Raw genomic sequence first — 17,352 nt, forward strand, 5'->3', positions numbered from 1 at the left:
AGCGCCTGAAGGCTTGGGTCTATTTAACACACACTTGATTACCAACCGTGCACGAAGTCTTGCAGGCAGATTGGCAAGAGGTCTGACACTTACCACAGCCTCCTGTTTTCACGGTAGCACTTAGGTTTGCTTTCACAATGGTCTGAATGTGTTTTGCCATCCAAACACCCTCCTCTCGAAACTTACATCATTTTATCATTCTAGATTATAACATACGGACGTAGAAAAAGGCAAAACATCCCCCTCCTAAAACACCCTTTCGCTTAAGCCTCTTAAATCCAAAATCATACCAACTTCGACTCAATTTTCTAACGTTCCATCTGTTTTCCACCTCATCCCATTGAACAACATTGTGCCACCTCGAGTAATTAAAAGAAAAATAGATATAACAATAAAGAATACGCCAATTATTGAATTTAAAGCAAAAATCTTGACACATTTGCTAAATGACGCATATAATAAAGTGTACTTAAAATCTATTCTCTGTTAGGTGAGGCTCCTGCATAAACATAGGCCACTGCCCAGAAATGTCGAGAGACGCCAACGGGTAGAACAGGTACTACCGACATAAGGTTTTACTTAATGTGGCTGAGAAAACTCTACGCTATGCAGTGCTAAAGCTCAACGAGTAGGGAGGTCCAAAACCTTTGAGTTTTAAGACCTTCTATTTTTGTAATAGAGGTCTTTTTCTTTTTATTAATTATTATTATCGTCCTCGCGGGGAATTTAAAGGAGGTGGTTTTATGGATTCTGGCCCATATCATTTGTTCAATTCCAGTATCACTCAAATTCGGAGTCATGTTGGCATTAGGTGCCAGGCTCCATCACTCAAAGGAGGGAAGTAAATGAATGAATTAAGAGTTTTAGGAGAATTTTATTTTAGTCAGTTGGCACATAAGCCGATCTGGGATGCCAAGGGACGTAGAGTTGGTCGCTTACTAGACATGGCCATGCGCTGGGACAGTATCTCTCCCCATGTTACCGGCATTCAATATGCCAAAGGGCTTCATGCCCTAATTCCTATTGGGTGGATAGGTTCCTGGAATGCAGACGGACTGCGCCTCAATACTACTTTTGACCCCTCATTAACGTGCCCGATGCATGAAGATGAAACGCTTATTGGCAAATGGCTGTTAGATAAACAAATTATTGACTTAGAAGGCTCTAAACTTGTACGTGTGAATGACATTGCCTTATCCTGGGTTTCCCATGAGGATCATCAATATCTGGTCTTGGTTGCTGTGGATATCGGTGTGCGTGGTTTATTCCGCCGCTTAGGTGTTGAGTTCTTATTGAGCCGTATCGCTAATAATTTTGTCGGCTGCCAATACATTAAACCTTTAGAAAATAGGACATCAGCCCTTCAACTTACTAGGGAAAAAGAACAACTCCGCCAACTTCATCCTGCAGATATCGCTGACATTATTGAAACAATGGACTATAGACAACGCGCTAACTTTCTTGAAACACTCGATTCTCAACAGGCGATTGATGCGCTAACCGAGATGGAATTGGATGCCCAAGTAGAAATGATTAATCAAATGGATGAGGTTCGGGCTTCTGATATCCTTGAAGAAATGCCACCCGACGAAGCCGCCGATATATTAGGCGAGTTGCCTGTGGAAAAATCCGAAGAAATTCTTCGCTTAATGGAGTCTGACGACGCTGAAGACGTTCGCGAATTAATGCAATATCAGGAAGACACTGCTGGTTCGCTAATGACCACTGAATATATCGGCTTACCGTTCTGGCTTACTGCTGAACAAGCTATTGACGAATTAAGACGGTTAGCTCCTGATGCGGAAACAATCTATTATCTCTATGTGGTTGATGAACAAGAAACACTTGAGGGGGTTCTCTCTCTCCGCCAGTTGATCATCGCTTCCCCTGAGACCCCCTTGAAAGATATAATGCAAACGAAGATTGTAAAAATCTCTCCGTATGACGATCACGAAAAAGTTGCTGACATTATCCACAAATATGGTTTACTTGCGGCTCCTGTCGTCAATGACCAAAATCATATCTTAGGAATCATCACGGTGGACGATGTTTTAGAATTATTAATGCCCGAGCGCCCTCGTGGGGAAATTTTCTCTAGCCTAATCGCCCTCCGTCATCTGCCGAAAGGGGGGTATAGCGAATGAACCGTAAAGTACGTTTTGCCCTGTTCTTTGCCGTTATGGGACCAGGAATCGTCACAGCCTTTGCCGACAATGATGCCGGGGGAATTGCCACTTATGCCTCAGCAGGTGCTAAATATGGCTATTCACTCATCTTCATCATGCTAATCAGTACAGTCCTTCTCGCCATTGCTCAGGAAATCTCCGCGCGCACAGGTGCCGTAACTGGTCGAGGACTGTCCGACTTAATCCGAGAAAATTACGGGGTGAAATGGACGTTCTTTGCCATGAGCGTTCTCCTGATTGCCAACCTAGGAACCACAGCTTCTGAATTTTCCGGAATAGCCACAAGCTTTGAAATCTTCGGAGTAAGTAAGTATCTCTCCGTACCTGCCATGGCCTTCATTATTTGGTGGCTTGTGATTAAGACCGATTATGGAAAAATGGAGAAAATCCTCTTGTTGCTCTGCTTGACATTTTTTAGTTATGTTGTTTCCGGAATTATGGTCCATCCGCCCTGGCCTCAAGTCTTCGTCGAATCTGTTACCCCCACGTTCTCAGGAACCCCTGCTTTTTTGCTGATGGCTATCGGGGTGATCGGAACGACCATTACACCTTGGGGGCAGTTCTACGTTCAATCGTCCGTCGTGGATAAAGGAATCACTGCCAAAGATTACCACTACACTCGCTGGGATGTCTTGATTGGAACCTTTTTCACTGGATTCATTGCCTTCTTTATTATCGTAGCCACTGCAGCGACACTCTTTGTCAACAAAATCCCGATTGAAACAGCAAAGGATGTGGCCTTGGCGCTAAAACCATTAGCTGGACAATATGCCACCTTCCTCTTTGCCTTCGGTTTACTCGGTGCATCGATGTTGGCCGCATTTGTACTTCCCTTAAGTACCGCTTATGCTGTCTGCGAGGCGTTTGGTTTTGAACATGGCATTAGCAAATCTCATAAAGAGGCGCCCGTATTCTTTGGGCTTTATACCGTCCTCATCGTTTTGGGGGCAGCCATAGTCTTGTGGCCCAAATTGTCCTTATATCACGTCATGTTGACCACTCAAGTGGTTAACGGGGTTCTATTGCCCCCCATTCTCATTTTTATGGTTCTGATTGCCAGTAAAAAAAGCATTATGGGGGAGTATGTCAATACAAAATTATTCAATGTCATCTCCTGGGCCTTCACCTTCATCTTAATTTTCCTTACCCTGCTTTTGCTTGTATCAACCTTGTTTCCAGAGTTTATAGGTAATGTTTTTGCTTTACTGTGATTATAGAGCCCAATATGCACGCAAACGACCGATGACGATGACGTTGCCATGGATGGCGAGATGGGACCTTCCGTTTTAACGGCATGGTAGTTTAGTACAAAGAAGGATTATTCACCAACACATGGTGAATAATCCTTCTTTGTATGTTGCCCTTTAACCTCATGAGAGTTGTAGCAGACTGAAAAAAAGTTTGTTACAACCCTTTTATAAAATCCTTTTATTACACTCCTCTTATCATATCGCATCAGTTTATGAAGCTATACGATAAGATTCCGTGATCGAATAATATTCGTTAAGTAAACTGTCTAATTTTTGGCTCATACCGATAATTTCTGGATCGGTAAGGCTCATATATTTTGCAGAATCATTGAGATTCATTCGGGCATCTTCAATTAAGCTCATTAATAGATCAAGATAGTATTTCATAATCAACACCTCTTTCCCATGACACAATCGTTTCTGGAAGAGTACTTATAAAGTTCACAAGCACACCCTCACTTGGAATATTTTAGTATATTATACCTAAGAAATCAAGATACCTCTTTATTAATTTATTTCATCGTCAATAAGCCAATTTTCACAATTTTAGTCTTCCCTTATTAAAATTTTTACACTTTTATTAAATTGAATTAGTAAAAAAATTATTAGATAATTCGAAAGATTTATAACGGTGAGCAGCTTCTTTGTAGAAAGGCAGTTGCTCTTTTTTAAATCCCTAAAATTTAAAGTTGAAAAACGGTTATCCTACTCCTTTCAGCGTAGCGAAATATTTTTATTTTGGGCATTAGGTATACAGCTTAACTATTACGAAGGAACCACAGTAAGGTAGATCTTTGACCTCTCCACGATTTTGTTGATTATCGTATTTTATAAGTAAATTTGAGAAACCTATTAGAATCTAACAGGGAAGGTGGATGTAAATGAAATCCTATCAAAGAAATTTAATAATCTTCGGACTGATTTTTCTATTAGCATATACTGTCTTTCGGTTTACTTATGCGTGGTACACAACACCATCGGCATGTCAAAAATGCCATGAAATTGAACCCTATTATATTTCATGGCAGAAATCAGCTCATAAAAATACAGACTGTCGAGATTGTCACGAAACAAGAGGGGCTTTCCATCGGCTGGATTCAATAATTAGAGGTATAAGAGACGTATCCATAAAAATAAAAGGTGATTATGGACTTTTCACAAACCCCATATATCATGATTCAAACTGTATTACCTGCCACATAGGGAATGATAAACCTGAGAGTAAAGCACCGTTTATGCCCGAAAGTCATGCTAAAATAATTAAAAATGGCGTGGGGTGCAACAATTGCCATAGAGACACAGGTCATAAGAATGGGCTAGGAGTCGATGCTAAATTTGAGATTTTATCACCATAACCTAAAAAGATAAAACTTAGGCACTCAGCAGGATCTCTCCAGAGTGCCTACAATTAGCACTAAATCTTTGTTCAGCATTCCAAACTCTCTAACATCCCTATATAGGATTAGGGTTTCGGTTCTTTACGATGCCTATAAAAAAATCGTGTCGGACTAATGTACTAAATCTCTACGGTCAGCCGTTTGCGGGATTCTTTCTAGCCAGCCACCATCAATCATTAATTCTCCTCCGTCCTTTGCTAATCCAAGGAGCTCAGTAATGAAATCACGGAAGGTTGCTATTAAGTCTATTCTGGCTGTATTTATCATGGCAAATCCGTATCCAGCGATTATAAACGTTGTAACTGAAGTAATATGGCTCATGATTAACTTATCGCTCAAGGGAGATTCCCTAGAGTCGGTGACCAAGATATCAAGGAGTGCCGGTGTGGGTAAATCTTCGTCCGTTAAGAAAGCGCCCAGAACTTTAAGTTGTTTATCAGAAATTTGTTTGGCTTTGGACAGATAATTTCTAATCTTTTCAGACTTAACGACTTGACTGTATCCTAATTTCAAAGTTCTTAACAACATCTTGGTTTCCATTAATGAGAAAATATGACTGATTTCCAAGGCATTGAGGGGGCGCTTTCTGCCAAAAAATGAACCAAAATAGCTTTTATCATGTACATGGTCGACTCTGTCAGGGATAACAATGCTAGGGCACTTTAATAATAGCCCTTTTGCTAAAAGTAGCTCAGTGGCTTTTTGGTGTATTTCATGAGAAGTACTTATACATTCAGAGAAAAAACTTCGGAAGTCGGAACGAGAAGAAACACTCAGAGCGTTGCTGTAATAGAGTAAAACAAATTTGTGCATTAATCTGGTATATAATAAGGTAAATGATTCAGAAAACAACTGTTTGGCATTGACATCGATATCCTTATCACCATAAGCCTCTGGAATAGGATGATGGATAGCCATAAAGATGTCCTCCATAGTTTGTACTCGTTGGCTTGAGACATCAAGTGCCCGTTGCAAAACCGATTGAATATCGGGGTCTTTCGATTGATGAACATAGCCTTTAAGAAAACATATGGACATGCTTTCTGCCATGTAACTTGCCCAAAGATGACCGATTTCTGAAGACGTTGGTGAAATGTCAGATAAATTATGTTGGACAGTTCCAAGGGGAACTTGTTCTACTTGACCTTGATTAGCTCCTTGCAAATTATTCATCTTTGACACTCCTTATACTTGTTTCCACAGAATTAGAATTTCCCAATTCAAGCATTATAATGCTTGAATTGGGAAATTTGTACTATCCACTGTGTCTTATTTTGTATAGTACTCAAAGTCATACAGCAACTTTAATGTCTGCACCGATTATTCCAGTAGTCGTTCCAACAGCATCCTTGATTGGCAAGGAGACAGTTAGACAAGGCGCATTAGTAATCGCGGAAATATATACTGAAGACACGTATCGCTCTCCATTCATGGCCCGTTTAAACCATTCTCGCACGTTAGCGTTTGCAATTTGGGCCGGCGGATTAGAATAGACGAATTTGCCGTCTTGATCATTTAACCACACAGCCTCCATAAAATCGTTGTCCTTCAAGACTCCGTCCAGTAAGGCCTTGCATTGTGGTGGAGAATTAAACTCAAAATCATTTGATTTCTTCATCATGATTTGGATAGCAAGTTCTGCCGTCCTTAGGAGGGCTTGCTGATTTTCGTCAATTAAATTGTGTTCTGAGGCAATCAATCCTGATAATCCTCGCTCAGCATCTAATAGATTTTGAGCTAGAATCTCAATATTCTCTAGATTCATATTTTGCGTGGCTATCGCGGAAGAAATGTCAGAAAACCGGTTATTAACCTCCTGAAAACTTTCTTCAACCACATCAACCTGTTGTCCTATATCTATAGCATATTCATACTGCTTTCTCGTTCCTAACAAGATCGCTTGAAGTAGCTCTTGCACCTTTTCATGAGAGGCACTGATTTGGGTTAACCCAGTTTCTACCCTCTTGGAAAGATCAACACAGTTTTGGACAAAACCACGGTTGCGTCCCATAGTTTCTGTTATGTTTTTTACATCCCCTGTCATTTTCAAAACCAGCATACTTATTTGCGAAACGGCTTGTTTACTATTGTCGGCAAGTGTTCGGATCTCTCGTGCCACGACGCCAAAACCCACCCCCTGATCCCCTGCCCGCGCCGCTTCAATGGAGGCATTAAGAGCCAACAGTTGTGTCTGATTAGCGATATCATCGACAGCACCTAAAATACCACTGATTGCTCGGAACGTTTCCTGAAACTGGTTGATAGAAGCCACAGCCTCTAGCGTAGAATCCTCCACCTGCCTTACGCCGGATAATATCTCCATTATCTGAGTCAATCCTACGTTAATATTCTTTTTTGACTCCGAACCAGTAATCCGGACCTGATGAGAGATATTATCCACACTTTCTAAGGCCGTGACCAACTCCTTTAAAGTTGTTATAGCCTTGGTTAAACTCTTTTGACTACTGTCGTTAACTTGTACGATATCCTGAGCCTCTTCAGAAAGTTGCCGAGCAAACGTGTGACTTTCACTCAAAGTAAACGTAAGTTGTTGGGTCGATGCGGAAATTTGGCCGGCCGCCACTTGAACTCCAAAATTATTCTTGCGCAATTTCTGCTCAAAGTTCTTCATCGGTTGCATAATATATTTTAATAGTCGGCTGTATCCTTTGCTTGGAAGGTCTGATTGATGACCCCCGTTCTGGATTGTGTTGACAAGCTTTTGCCACAGAGTCAGAAATCCCTGCTCCTGACGATAAGCCCATAGACAGATTACAATCATTATCAAGATATATATTATAATTCGCAGCCACCCTATAGAAATTAATTTAGATTCAAAATAAAGAGCAGAAAAAGATGCTGTGCCAATTATCCAATAAAAATTCATACTATGTGTGCCTCCTTTGTAGGTTAAAATTACGTCTACAAGGTAGCCCGTTTAAAACAAAAAGCCTCTCATAAAAGAGAGGCTTCGTTGCCGTTAATTGCTCTACGCAGAGACTTGTTTATTAAGTTTACTATATCACCGAAGACGAAACAACTCTTGTATTTCATGTATCTTGTATTTTCATCAGACCCTAAAGGGTTTTCTCTATATCAAGCCATGAACATTTTGACATCGTCTTCAACATTGGTAATGCCCGCAATACCGAAGTTTTCAACCAAAACCTTAATCACATTAGGAGACAAGAAACCTGGCAATGTCGGTCCTAGGTGAATATTTTTTACACCCAGGTAGAGAAGGGCTAGTAAAACGATGACAGCCTTTTGCTCATACCAAGCAATGTTATAGGAGATTGGAAGTTCGTTGATATCCTCCAGTCCGAAAACTTCTTTGAGTTTTAAGGCAATCACTGCTAAAGAATAGGAATCGTTACATTGTCCAGCATCGAGAACGCGAGGGATACCACCGATGTCCCCTAAGTTCAGTTTGTTGTATTGGTATTTTGCACACCCTGCTGTCAAGATCACGGTGTCTTTGGGTAGTACTTGGGCAAATTCTGCGTAATAGTTACGACTTTTCATGCGTCCGTCACAACCGGCCATGACGAAGAAGCGCTTAATTGCTCCCGTTTTGACAGCATCTACGACCTTATCGGCCAAGGCCATTACTTGATTGTGGGCAAATCCCCCGACGATTTCTCCCGTCTCGATTTCCGTCGGTGCTGGACAGCTCTTGGCGTGAGCAATGAGTGCGGAGAAGTCTTTGGGCTTTCCATCTGCACGATCAGCAATATGCTTAACACCTTCGAAACCGACCACTCCGGTAGTGTAGACACGATCTTTGTAGGAATCTTTCGGCGGAACGAGGCAGTTGGTGGTTAAGAAAATGGGGCCGTTAAAGGTCTCGAATTCTTTATCTTGCTTATGCCAAGCATTTCCGTAGTTACCGACAAAATTGTCATACTTCTTGAAGGCGGGATAGTAGTGGGCGGGGAGCATCTCCCCGTGTGTATAGACATCTACGTCGGTACCTTGCGTTTGGATAAGCAGCTCTTCGAGATCCTTAAGATCATGGCCACTGATGAGAATGGCTGGGTTGCTTCGAACCCCGATATTAACTTTGCTGAGTTCTGGATTTCCATAGGAAGTGGTGTTAGCCTTATCCAAAAGGGCCATAACATCAACCCCATATTTCCCCGCTTCTAAAACGAGGGCGACAAGATCACTGGCGGCAAGCGTATCATCTAGAGTGGCTACCAGGGCTTTTTCGATGAATGCGAAGATCCCGGACTCTTTGTATTCAAGTGTATACGCATGCTCAGCATAAGCTGCCATCCCTTTTAGACCATACGTAAGCAACTCTCTGAGTGAGCGGACGTCTTCATTTTCTGTCGCTAAAATTCCTACGAGCTCAGCTTTCGCTTCGAACTCCTCTGCCGAAGCTGTCCAAGTGGCTGCATCATGTAGGTTTGCCGGAATAGTGCCGCCCACTCGCATAACTGCTTGTTTAAGATCTTCCCGGAGTTCGAGACCATCCTGAATTCGTTTTACAAAACGGTTTTTATCGAAGTTAGCATTTGTAATTGTGCTAAAAAGGCTTTCCATGATGAATTGATCAACATCTTTACGAACAAGATAGCGTTCACGTGCTTGTACTGCATAAATTGCAATCCCTTTTAGAGTGTAGATCAGAAGATCTTGCAATTTGGCAACATTTTCAGTTTTTCCACATACTCCTTTGATTGTGCATCCAGTCCCTTTGGCGGTTTCTTGACATTGATAACAAAACATACTCAATTTTGTCTCCCCCTAAATTCTTATTTTTAATTCTTGGCGTAATCTCTTTGACTAAATTTAGTTTAGATCATTACAAGGTGTCGTACTGTGATTGGGGAGATTCTTCCGGTGTGAGATAAATCACACCAACACTTCACGAACTATCTTGGGAACTATCTTCGAAAGCTTCCTCATGACGTCCGTGGGTGTCTAAGCACTATCCATACCGAGTAATTGCTCATAATGTGCTGTATTTATAGCTTTAGGATGTGCTTAGGGGCATGGTCTCCTCTCTTTTGCTCTCCTCAAGCATAACAGACGATTCCGGCAACAGGCTTAATCCTCCCAAAAGCGCGAGATTACAGAAGAGGAGCGGACCCAGTAATGGATTGCGATATAAAAATCTAGCCCAGATGATACTCTGAGTTCCGGCCAAATCTCCCCATACATGAAATCCGAATCCCACTAAACCTACCAACATATTAAGAGCTAATATGGATAGATAAATATAAATTTCCTTAGGGTCAGCTTGAGTATAAGCAATATAAAAACAAGCTATCGCGGCAAGTATGCCTGAAACTAGAGGTATTAGAGTGTAACTGGGTATAAAGGCGAGGCGGGCATGGTCTAAAAATGCTGCCACAACCGCGCCCAAGAAACCCAGACCCATTAAGAGCAATAATTTGGAACGTCGAGCTGTTCCTCGATAGTGCTCACTGACCAAGGCGTAACAGGAAATCCCCGCAAAGGCAATCGGAGCTGCAACCGGAGAACCTTCAATCAGGAGACGGTGAAGACTTTCCTGACTGGAGGTGGCGTTTCCTGTCAAATGAAAAAATGTGCCCACCACACCAACCAAAACGCCTAACCACATCACAGTTTGAAAGGTCTTCTTAATCACGGTATTAGATTGGATTATGACTTGAGCAAGAATTGCTAAAACCGCAAGCGGGCTAAAAATTAAAGGTATTAGTTCCCAGCGGAAAAAATTATTCTGAGAGTGTGCCATTACGACATCAACACCGGTCAGGAGGAAGTTAAAACCCATCATTCCTAACAAAAGCGAAGTCTTATACGGGATGGTTAGTCGATTAAGCCGATCGATCATATCTGAATCCTCCTAGTGCTTCACTTTCAATGCCTCGGCTTGAGATTGCAGTTCTACGAGAGCTTTTTCTTGCTCGTAAATTCCATTCCAGTTCACGTAGTCAGCCCCTCCCATCACGGCTCCGAACCGTGCCCTGCGGCCTTCGTGGTGCCATAATTCAAAATATAGGAAATCAATAGGAGTTCCGAATGGCTTGGTTCCAAGCAACCCTGTAGCGCGAAGATCTTGGATAATTGATTTCCCCTTAGCAAGGTTTTGATTCGTCAGGACAATATTTTTCTCCGCCTTGCTCATCACATCATCGATAAACGGTTGGACGTGGCAGTTGAGACAGACAGCATTCATCGTTTGCTGGTGAACATCTCCATTTTTGCGTACTGAAGCAATCTCGGGAGCCAGGGTCCATTTAAGACGTTGACCCACATCGTGGGTTCCTTGAACACTGCCAAAAGCCGACATATGACACGTGGCGCAAGTTGGGGCAGGGAAATCTTTGACCGTCAGGGTTCCCGCAGGTGCATCCATGTTAAACTTTGATTCGTTGGCTTGATAATAAGCGCCATGCGCAGATTCGTCATAGATTTCTGCTTGAGGATGGTCAGGGCCTAAATGGCATTGGGCACAAGTTTCTGGTTTGCGGGCTTGTGCTACTTCGAATGTGTGTCGTAAATGACATTTTGTGCAATCTCCAAAGCTTCCATCACTGTTCTTTTGACCAACAGCATGACAGACTTCGCAGGATTGAGCGCTAGCATCTTGACCGATCAAATTAAAAACAGGATTGGCATTACCGCCATTAAGAGGTTTTCCATTTGCATCAAGCAAATGATACTTAGCAAGTTCCGCTGGCGTAAAATTCTTTGCTCCTTGGACTGCATACCAGGATTTAGCGGCATGGTTACTGTCCGTAAACTGCTGAACTTCTGTAGCGTGACACTGGACACAGTTGTTGGGAGTTGGTTTGGCGATGAGAGCTACATTGTAATGATCCTTTGTCAGGGTTTCTTGACCTTTGACCGGTTTATGACAATCGAGACACTGAACTCCGCGACCGGAATGCTTGCTGTCATGATATTGTTGAATAATTCCCGGGTTCTCTTTTTGGTGGCATTCCACGCAGGCCTTGTTTTCTCCAAGGGTCGCAACGCTTAATGTTGGCATACTTGTTTGTAGTCCTGTGGGGCCAATGAGAAAATGGTAGGTCAAGAACAATACACCGGCAATAAAGATAGTCCCGATCGCCAAGATGGCGATCATGCGTCGTGTTATTGATGGCATCTAAATGTGATCTCCTCCTCTTTAATAGTTTAGCAACCCTAGAGCATGTACTGAGACGATGTGTGAGTCTATATTAGTTGGAAATTTTGTGGTAATTATATCTGGATTTGTTGTTGAATAGTGTGATAGAGGTCACACTATTCAACTAAATGTAAATCTCAAAACGTGTTCACTCAATGAAAGCGACCATAACTGCAAAAGTGTGACACAATTCACAACTTCCCCGCCTCAATCAGATTATAATCAGTCATGAAAATTGAGCTGGAGGAGTGAGTCAAAATGCAGGAAGTTGAGATATTGAGGGTAGAAAGTCCGTCTAAGCCAGAAAATACGAAAGCATTAATTCAGATGGTGGCGACCTTGTTTATTAGGTATCTGTCTAAAATGAAAGGCTATAAAAGGACAACGCCCCTTGTAACTCCACCACCTCTAGACATAATTATTACCTGGCTGGGCGCTTTTTTAGGGATAACAGCTATTGCCTTATTTGCTGAAAATTATAGCCTTCCGATTGTGGCTTCCTTTGGCGCATCTGCGGTATTAATTTATGGGGTTCCTGATGCCCCTCTGTCCCAACCACGTAATGTTATTTTGGGTCATACTCTTTCGGCCGTTGCGGGCGTCACAACCTTTATAATGTTTGGGTTGACCTGGTGGTCACCTGCCTTAGGTACTGCCCTAGCTTTAATCATAATGATTCTCACTAAGACAACACATCCACCGGGAGGAGCAACTGCACTATTTGCGGTATTGAGTAAGGCCCATCCTAGCTATATTTTGACCCCGATTGCCTTGGGTGCCGTGATCCTTGTAATAATCGGGCTTCTCGTAAATAACCTATCCCCAAATAGACACTACCCAAGGTATTGGTACTGAGAGAACAATCGAATCGAACCTTATAAATCATGATTCTTGATCCAAGAGTCGAGTAATATAACTAAATTGATATCAAGGGATATAATCTATCTTAAATATAATGGGAGTGAGAACAAATGTTTAAGAATATTTTGGTTCCGACCGACGCTTCAGAACCAGCACAACGTGCTTTGATGATTGCCTTGGAAATGGCGAAGACGTACGGCTCCCGAATTGTTCTCCTGCACGTGGTTTTTACACCGGAGGCTTTGGGCTATACCCTTTCAAGCGGGGTTACCGTACCTCAAGAAGAGATTAGTATATACGGGAAAGAGGCCCTAACGGCAACTCTGGATGGGATTGATACCTGGAATCTGTCCATTGAAATGAAACAAAGACCGGGGCATCCAGCTGTTGCTATTCTAGAAGAAATCGAGAACAGAGACTTTGACTTAGTCATTATGGGTAGTCGTGGGTATGGACCGATTGCCGGGTCTTTGCTTGGAAGTATTAGCCAACGTATTTTAAGCAAAGCAACATGCCCGGTTATGATTGTCAAATAATACTAATGAGGACGCTCAGAATAATATAACTGAGTGTCCTCATTTAGTTTATGATTCTCGACCAGTCGGGTATGAAATAAACACATTAAGCGGGTAATTACCCGCTCTTTTTGTTGAAATCCAAGGGGCGTTCCGACACGTCGACGATTGATCTTAGCATCAGGTCTAAACTATAGGAATTGACGGTATTTTTTTATAGGACTTTAGTCGTGAGATAGTAGGCATTAGGTCCCCACTCTGATTGAAATTAGCAGGATAAATAGGTATGAGGATGAATATGGAAAATAAACTATATTATAGTATCTGGGAGGTTGTATTAATGATTAACATTAATGCCCTTGAAAAACAGTGCCCCAAATGTTTTGGACTCGGCAGAATTGAGAACCCCACATGGTTACAGTTCTGGACCATGCAAAATGATCTTAAAGACGGGTTTCAAACCTTAACTGATCAAGCACAAGAAACCAGCGTCGAAAATGCGGATCATGGTCAACCCACTGAGCCCATATTCTTTATTTGTAGAGAATGTCACGGAAAAGGAAAAATACTTACTGTCGAAGGGAAACGTCTTATGGAGTTTGTAAGGTTCTGGATTAATCCGAATTATTAACTCATAAATCAAGTATCTATTTCGACATCAATAGCAAAGTTATTAGTCAGAAGTTAGATTTACTCCTATTTAAAGACTTCTGAGAAAATATTAATATCCTCCTCGTTGAGTGACACAGGCTCCGTATTGTCTACTCGAATAATAATAAATGTTCCTTGTATATCCGCCCTTTTGATTGGTTTCTGGGGTAGCGGATAGTTTCCATCGCAGACGATTAAGCACCCAGGACGGATGGTTTCCGCCGTTTCAATATAACCCTGAATTGTTAATTCAAAGGCCTTAAGGTTATTAGGTAGTTCACGAACATCAGGAGCTTTCCCTGGCTCCACCACCAAAACTGTTATCCATTTAACCAATGTCTACTTCTCTCCTTCGATCGAACCGAATTAAGATACCTACTAAGACTGACTCATTCGCCAACAATAAATGATTTACCTTTAAAAGGTAGTCCAATGATTTTTGTTACTACAGGAATGCTCCTCTAACTTTTAATATGGGTTCACTTCCCACTCATTGCAGTGAGCGGACTTCTCAATTTAGTGTTTTTCAACTCCAAGGTACGGCTTGGAGTATGTTTTAGATAGAAAAGTAAGGATTGAAGGATTACGGCAATCTTAATAGAAATGGTCGAGTCCACCGCTTACTATAGATTCGATCTCTCAGCTAAACTATGAACAAAAGCTGTACAAAAAGTGATGTGCCTAATGTGTATTAGGCGCTAAAAGGCGTATTGGACCAGAAGCGGGTCAAGTCTACCGAAGGATTATGGAAAATTAGAATTGTCCAGTTGCCTGAGAAAAGCTTTTTAAGACTGAGTCTAAATAGCCTTTCTCAGGCACACAAAAATTATTGATAGATATTAAAGAATACAAGATTACATTAAACACTTTAAATAAAGTAACTGAAATTAATACTAATTGGCTTTCAGATTATATAAATGGAAAAAAGAATTAGTCAATTGACCAATTAAAGATTTTTGTATTAAAGTAAAATAAAGGTAAATTTTTCATTGATGGCGAATAATTTCGAGGTATCAATAAAGGAATTTTATACGAACTTTTTCGTATAAGTATTAACAGGGATTGTTGTTGGAGCTTAATTAATGCGCTAAATGTAGGATATAGCGGTGCATTCTATTAAGGAGGTGGCATCATTGTTAATAGCGGCGATCAACGGAAGCCCCAACCGGGACGGTAACACAGCTCTGCTGCTCCGGGAAGCTCTGTCGGCGTCTGAGAAACTGGGAGCGGAAACCCAGTTAATCAATGTGGCTGAAGTGTTGAATGATCTCGACCAGCCTTTCTGTGATAGCTGTACCTATCCCTGCAACGCTGCCTGCGCCGAAGGCAACAAGCTGGGCGAGGCGCTTGCAATAATCAGACAGGTAGACGGCCTGATCATCGGGAGCCCGGTCTACTACGGCACCATTAGCGGGCAACTGGCGGCTTTCTGGGACAAGACCAATACGCTGTGGCAGAGCAAGGCCCTGCTGAACGTGGTGGGAGGAGCGGTAACGGTTGCGCAGGCCCGCTTTGGCGGCCAGGAAACCACCCTGAAGGCAATCCATGACCTGATGCTGGTGCAGGGGATGATCATTGTTGGAGACGGTCACCGGGATTTCGACTGCGGGCACCATGGGGTTTGCGCCCAGCAGCCGTCCGAAGAAGACGTTAATGCCATAGAACGGGCGCGTATTATGGCCCGACGCATTGTGGAGGTGGCCGAGGCAACCCTACCACTACGTTCAAGGTCCTGAGCGTTGAATGCGTCTCATTTATATCAGAAGCGAGAGTCTCCTTCGGTTTTCAGCTAATCCAATTATCTAGTATCCAGGGCTTTTGCAGGGTCAGCACTCAGCCTTCAAGCCCACGTTCATATCTCAGGTGAAAAGAAGGGTTGAGCCCGGCTTATCGACAGTTGACAATCTAATATTCGCGGGTTGGTTCCGCACTTTATTCGTGCATTTTCAGTATTACTAGTGAGTGGTGGTGTCTGAGATGGAAACTAATTACCGAGTTGCTTATGATAAATACTGGCGGGACATAAAAAGAAAGGTACCGGAGCAAATTGCAACACAGCTCTCTGTGACTTACTGTAGCAATACCCGTCAATTTGTCGTGATGTTTTTTAACTTAGAGTATATTTTGGATTGTAATACCGAAACGATCTACAGGAAAACAGACGGACATGTCCCAGAAATAACCGAATCTATAATAATGCTTAATTACCTGGCCTATGCAGGATCGCCCCAAGAAATTACTAAAAAATGGGTCAGTCTCAAAGAAATACCGAACGGTGGCTCATTGTTTTATCCTGCATTTCATAAAGTTTCAATCGTAGGTCTAATCAAGGCGTTTGGACACCAGTCGAAACAATTATTGGTGTGCGCAGCCGCTTTGGGCGGACAACCTACATCCTTTGGCAATGCGTCTGCTATTTTTCAGGCTTTTCCCGAAATTCCTTTGTGTGTTATTATTTGGGAAGGAGATGAAGAGGTTTCGGCCAATGCCACCATCCTATTCGAGCCGTCCATTGAACTCCTATTGCACATCGAGACCGTTATCGGCCTGGGTGGGTATCTTGCGAGTGAATTGATGCGGAAGGCAACTTCGTTTTAACCGTTACTATCGCAGGGGTGACCCGCAACAATAACCAATAGCACCAGCGTCCTTTATTCATAGAATGCTGGTGCTATTTTTTAACCCTCTTATAGGACTCCATGTAAAAAAAGATTGCGTTCGTTAATAACGAATGCTCTTATAAGACGGATTGTGGGGGTATATACACATAGAGCACTCCATAAGCGGGGTCCTTTGAGTTTTAAATATCACTAAGACTACCTCGATCACGTTCCTTCTTCAGTTCAGCCAACTCCATCTCAATATCTTGCTCAGCCTTAGCATGTTCCAGCTCTACAAATGGGTCCTCTGAAGGCTGCGTGACCATAACTGAGGTGGCCTTGGCCTCTGCTTCTGTGCGCTCCACCTTGTCCTTAAACCGATCAATATTAGAAAGAGGATCATTACCAGTAATCCCTGAGATAACCTCATTGGCCTTCTTCATAGTCGCTGCACGGCGTTGACACATAATAAGATTGTCACGTTCAGCTTTCGCCTTGGAAAGCTTATCCGTTAATATACGCAAGTTCTCCTGCAAATCTTGCAAAGCTTGAGTTTGCTCTTTTAACTGGTTCTGATAATCTTTTAGGCTAGCCTCAGCTTGCTTTTTAAGATTAAGTGCAGTTCTTGCTAATTCATCTTTTCCAGCCCTAACCGCCTCAGTAGCCTGCGCAATACGAGTTAATATATCTTCCTGAGCGTGCTTGATATATTCCTCCAATTGAATTTTGTCTGCAACTGCACGATTAACTTGGATCTGAAATGACC

General features: G+C 42.3%; 18 protein-coding genes and 1 riboswitch. Of the genes, 9 read left to right on the top strand and 9 right to left on the bottom strand.

Going from position 1 to position 17,352, the window contains the following annotated elements; translation table 11 throughout:
• Nucleotides 1-19 precede the first annotated feature (19 nt).
• The gene (gene scfA, locus DOT_RS28680) at nucleotides 20-160 is read right to left on the bottom strand and encodes a six-cysteine ranthipeptide SCIFF (RefSeq protein WP_007787631.1); all 141 of its coding nucleotides are present in this window, start codon (nucleotides 158-160) and stop codon (nucleotides 20-22) included.
• 315 nt (nucleotides 161-475) lie between these two features.
• Nucleotides 476-640, top strand: a riboswitch (M-box (ykoK) riboswitch).
• A 205-nt stretch (nucleotides 641-845) separates the two neighbouring features.
• Between scfA and DOT_RS13475 the strand changes: the two genes are divergently transcribed.
• Entirely contained in the window at nucleotides 846-2,144 is a 1,299-nt protein-coding gene (locus tag DOT_RS13475; protein ID WP_009619589.1) for a CBS domain-containing protein, read from the top strand.
• Nucleotides 2,141-3,397, top strand: a complete 1,257-nt coding sequence (locus DOT_RS13480) for an Nramp family divalent metal transporter (RefSeq protein ID WP_009619590.1) — start codon at nucleotides 2,141-2,143, stop codon at nucleotides 3,395-3,397. The genes DOT_RS13475 and DOT_RS13480 overlap by 4 nt, the downstream gene beginning before the upstream one ends.
• 249 nt (nucleotides 3,398-3,646) lie before the next feature.
• Here the strand turns inward: DOT_RS13480 and DOT_RS13485 are convergent, their stop codons facing one another.
• Nucleotides 3,647-3,850, bottom strand: coding sequence for an aspartyl-phosphate phosphatase Spo0E family protein (locus DOT_RS13485; RefSeq protein WP_242833832.1), 204 nt, complete (start codon nucleotides 3,848-3,850; stop codon nucleotides 3,647-3,649).
• A gap of 467 nt (nucleotides 3,851-4,317) precedes the next feature.
• On the opposite strand from DOT_RS13485, the gene DOT_RS13490 reads away from it, so the two are divergent.
• Entirely contained in the window at nucleotides 4,318-4,791 is a 474-nt protein-coding gene (locus DOT_RS13490) for a NapC/NirT family cytochrome c (RefSeq protein WP_009619592.1), read from the top strand.
• A gap of 153 nt (nucleotides 4,792-4,944) precedes the next feature.
• On the opposite strand, the gene DOT_RS13495 is transcribed toward DOT_RS13490, so the two are convergent.
• From DOT_RS13495 to DOT_RS13515, 5 genes are all read right to left on the bottom strand, one after another.
• Nucleotides 4,945-6,006: a DUF3231 family protein gene (locus DOT_RS13495; RefSeq protein ID WP_009619594.1), complete on the bottom strand. Its 1,062-nt coding sequence runs from the start codon at nucleotides 6,004-6,006 to the stop codon at nucleotides 4,945-4,947.
• Between the two features lie 118 nt (nucleotides 6,007-6,124).
• Nucleotides 6,125-7,720, bottom strand: coding sequence for a methyl-accepting chemotaxis protein (locus tag DOT_RS13500; RefSeq protein ID WP_009619596.1), 1,596 nt, complete (start codon nucleotides 7,718-7,720; stop codon nucleotides 6,125-6,127).
• A 209-nt stretch (nucleotides 7,721-7,929) separates the two neighbouring features.
• Entirely contained in the window at nucleotides 7,930-9,573 is a 1,644-nt protein-coding gene (gene hcp / locus DOT_RS13505; protein ID WP_009619598.1) for a hydroxylamine reductase, read from the bottom strand.
• Between the two features lie 241 nt (nucleotides 9,574-9,814).
• Nucleotides 9,815-10,660, bottom strand: a complete 846-nt coding sequence (locus DOT_RS13510) for a hypothetical protein (protein WP_009619601.1) — start codon at nucleotides 10,658-10,660, stop codon at nucleotides 9,815-9,817.
• A gap of 12 nt (nucleotides 10,661-10,672) precedes the next feature.
• On the bottom strand, nucleotides 10,673-11,938 hold the full coding sequence (locus tag DOT_RS13515) for a multiheme c-type cytochrome (RefSeq protein ID WP_009619603.1): 1,266 nt from the start codon (nucleotides 11,936-11,938) through the stop codon (nucleotides 10,673-10,675).
• Between the two features lie 348 nt (nucleotides 11,939-12,286).
• On the opposite strand from DOT_RS13515, the gene DOT_RS13520 reads away from it, so the two are divergent.
• From DOT_RS13520 to DOT_RS13530, 3 genes are all read left to right on the top strand, one after another.
• A complete protein-coding gene (locus DOT_RS13520) occupies nucleotides 12,287-12,814 on the top strand; it encodes an HPP family protein (RefSeq protein ID WP_050809883.1) in 528 nt (175 codons plus the stop codon).
• Between the two features lie 116 nt (nucleotides 12,815-12,930).
• Nucleotides 12,931-13,356, top strand: a complete 426-nt coding sequence (locus DOT_RS13525) for a universal stress protein (RefSeq protein WP_009619608.1) — start codon at nucleotides 12,931-12,933, stop codon at nucleotides 13,354-13,356.
• Nucleotides 13,357-13,675: 319 nt separating this feature from the next.
• A complete protein-coding gene (locus tag DOT_RS13530; RefSeq protein WP_040412178.1) occupies nucleotides 13,676-13,966 on the top strand; it encodes a hypothetical protein in 291 nt (96 codons plus the stop codon).
• A 65-nt stretch (nucleotides 13,967-14,031) separates the two neighbouring features.
• Here DOT_RS13530 and DOT_RS13535 read toward each other — a convergent pair whose 3' ends face one another.
• Nucleotides 14,032-14,322, bottom strand: coding sequence for a DUF3846 domain-containing protein (locus DOT_RS13535; RefSeq protein WP_009619612.1), 291 nt, complete (start codon nucleotides 14,320-14,322; stop codon nucleotides 14,032-14,034).
• 493 nt (nucleotides 14,323-14,815) lie between these two features.
• On the opposite strand from DOT_RS13535, the gene DOT_RS32710 reads away from it, so the two are divergent.
• From DOT_RS32710 to DOT_RS13545, 3 genes are all read left to right on the top strand, one after another.
• A complete protein-coding gene (locus tag DOT_RS32710; protein WP_348982147.1) occupies nucleotides 14,816-14,920 on the top strand; it encodes an HTH domain-containing protein in 105 nt (34 codons plus the stop codon).
• A 190-nt stretch (nucleotides 14,921-15,110) separates the two neighbouring features.
• Nucleotides 15,111-15,722 carry a flavodoxin family protein gene (locus DOT_RS13540; RefSeq protein ID WP_348982148.1) on the top strand — a complete coding sequence of 204 codons (612 nt, stop codon included), beginning with the start codon at nucleotides 15,111-15,113 and terminating at the stop codon, nucleotides 15,720-15,722.
• Nucleotides 15,723-15,963: 241 nt separating this feature from the next.
• A complete protein-coding gene (locus DOT_RS13545) occupies nucleotides 15,964-16,584 on the top strand; it encodes a DUF3786 domain-containing protein (protein WP_009619615.1) in 621 nt (206 codons plus the stop codon).
• 202 nt (nucleotides 16,585-16,786) lie between these two features.
• On the opposite strand, the gene DOT_RS13550 is transcribed toward DOT_RS13545, so the two are convergent.
• Nucleotides 16,787-17,341, bottom strand: coding sequence for a PspA/IM30 family protein (locus DOT_RS13550; RefSeq protein WP_083824099.1), 555 nt, complete (start codon nucleotides 17,339-17,341; stop codon nucleotides 16,787-16,789).
• Nucleotides 17,342-17,352 lie beyond the last annotated feature (11 nt).

This window comes from Desulfosporosinus sp. OT (genome assembly GCF_000224515.1).
GTDB lineage: Bacteria > Bacillota > Desulfitobacteriia > Desulfitobacteriales > Desulfitobacteriaceae > Desulfosporosinus.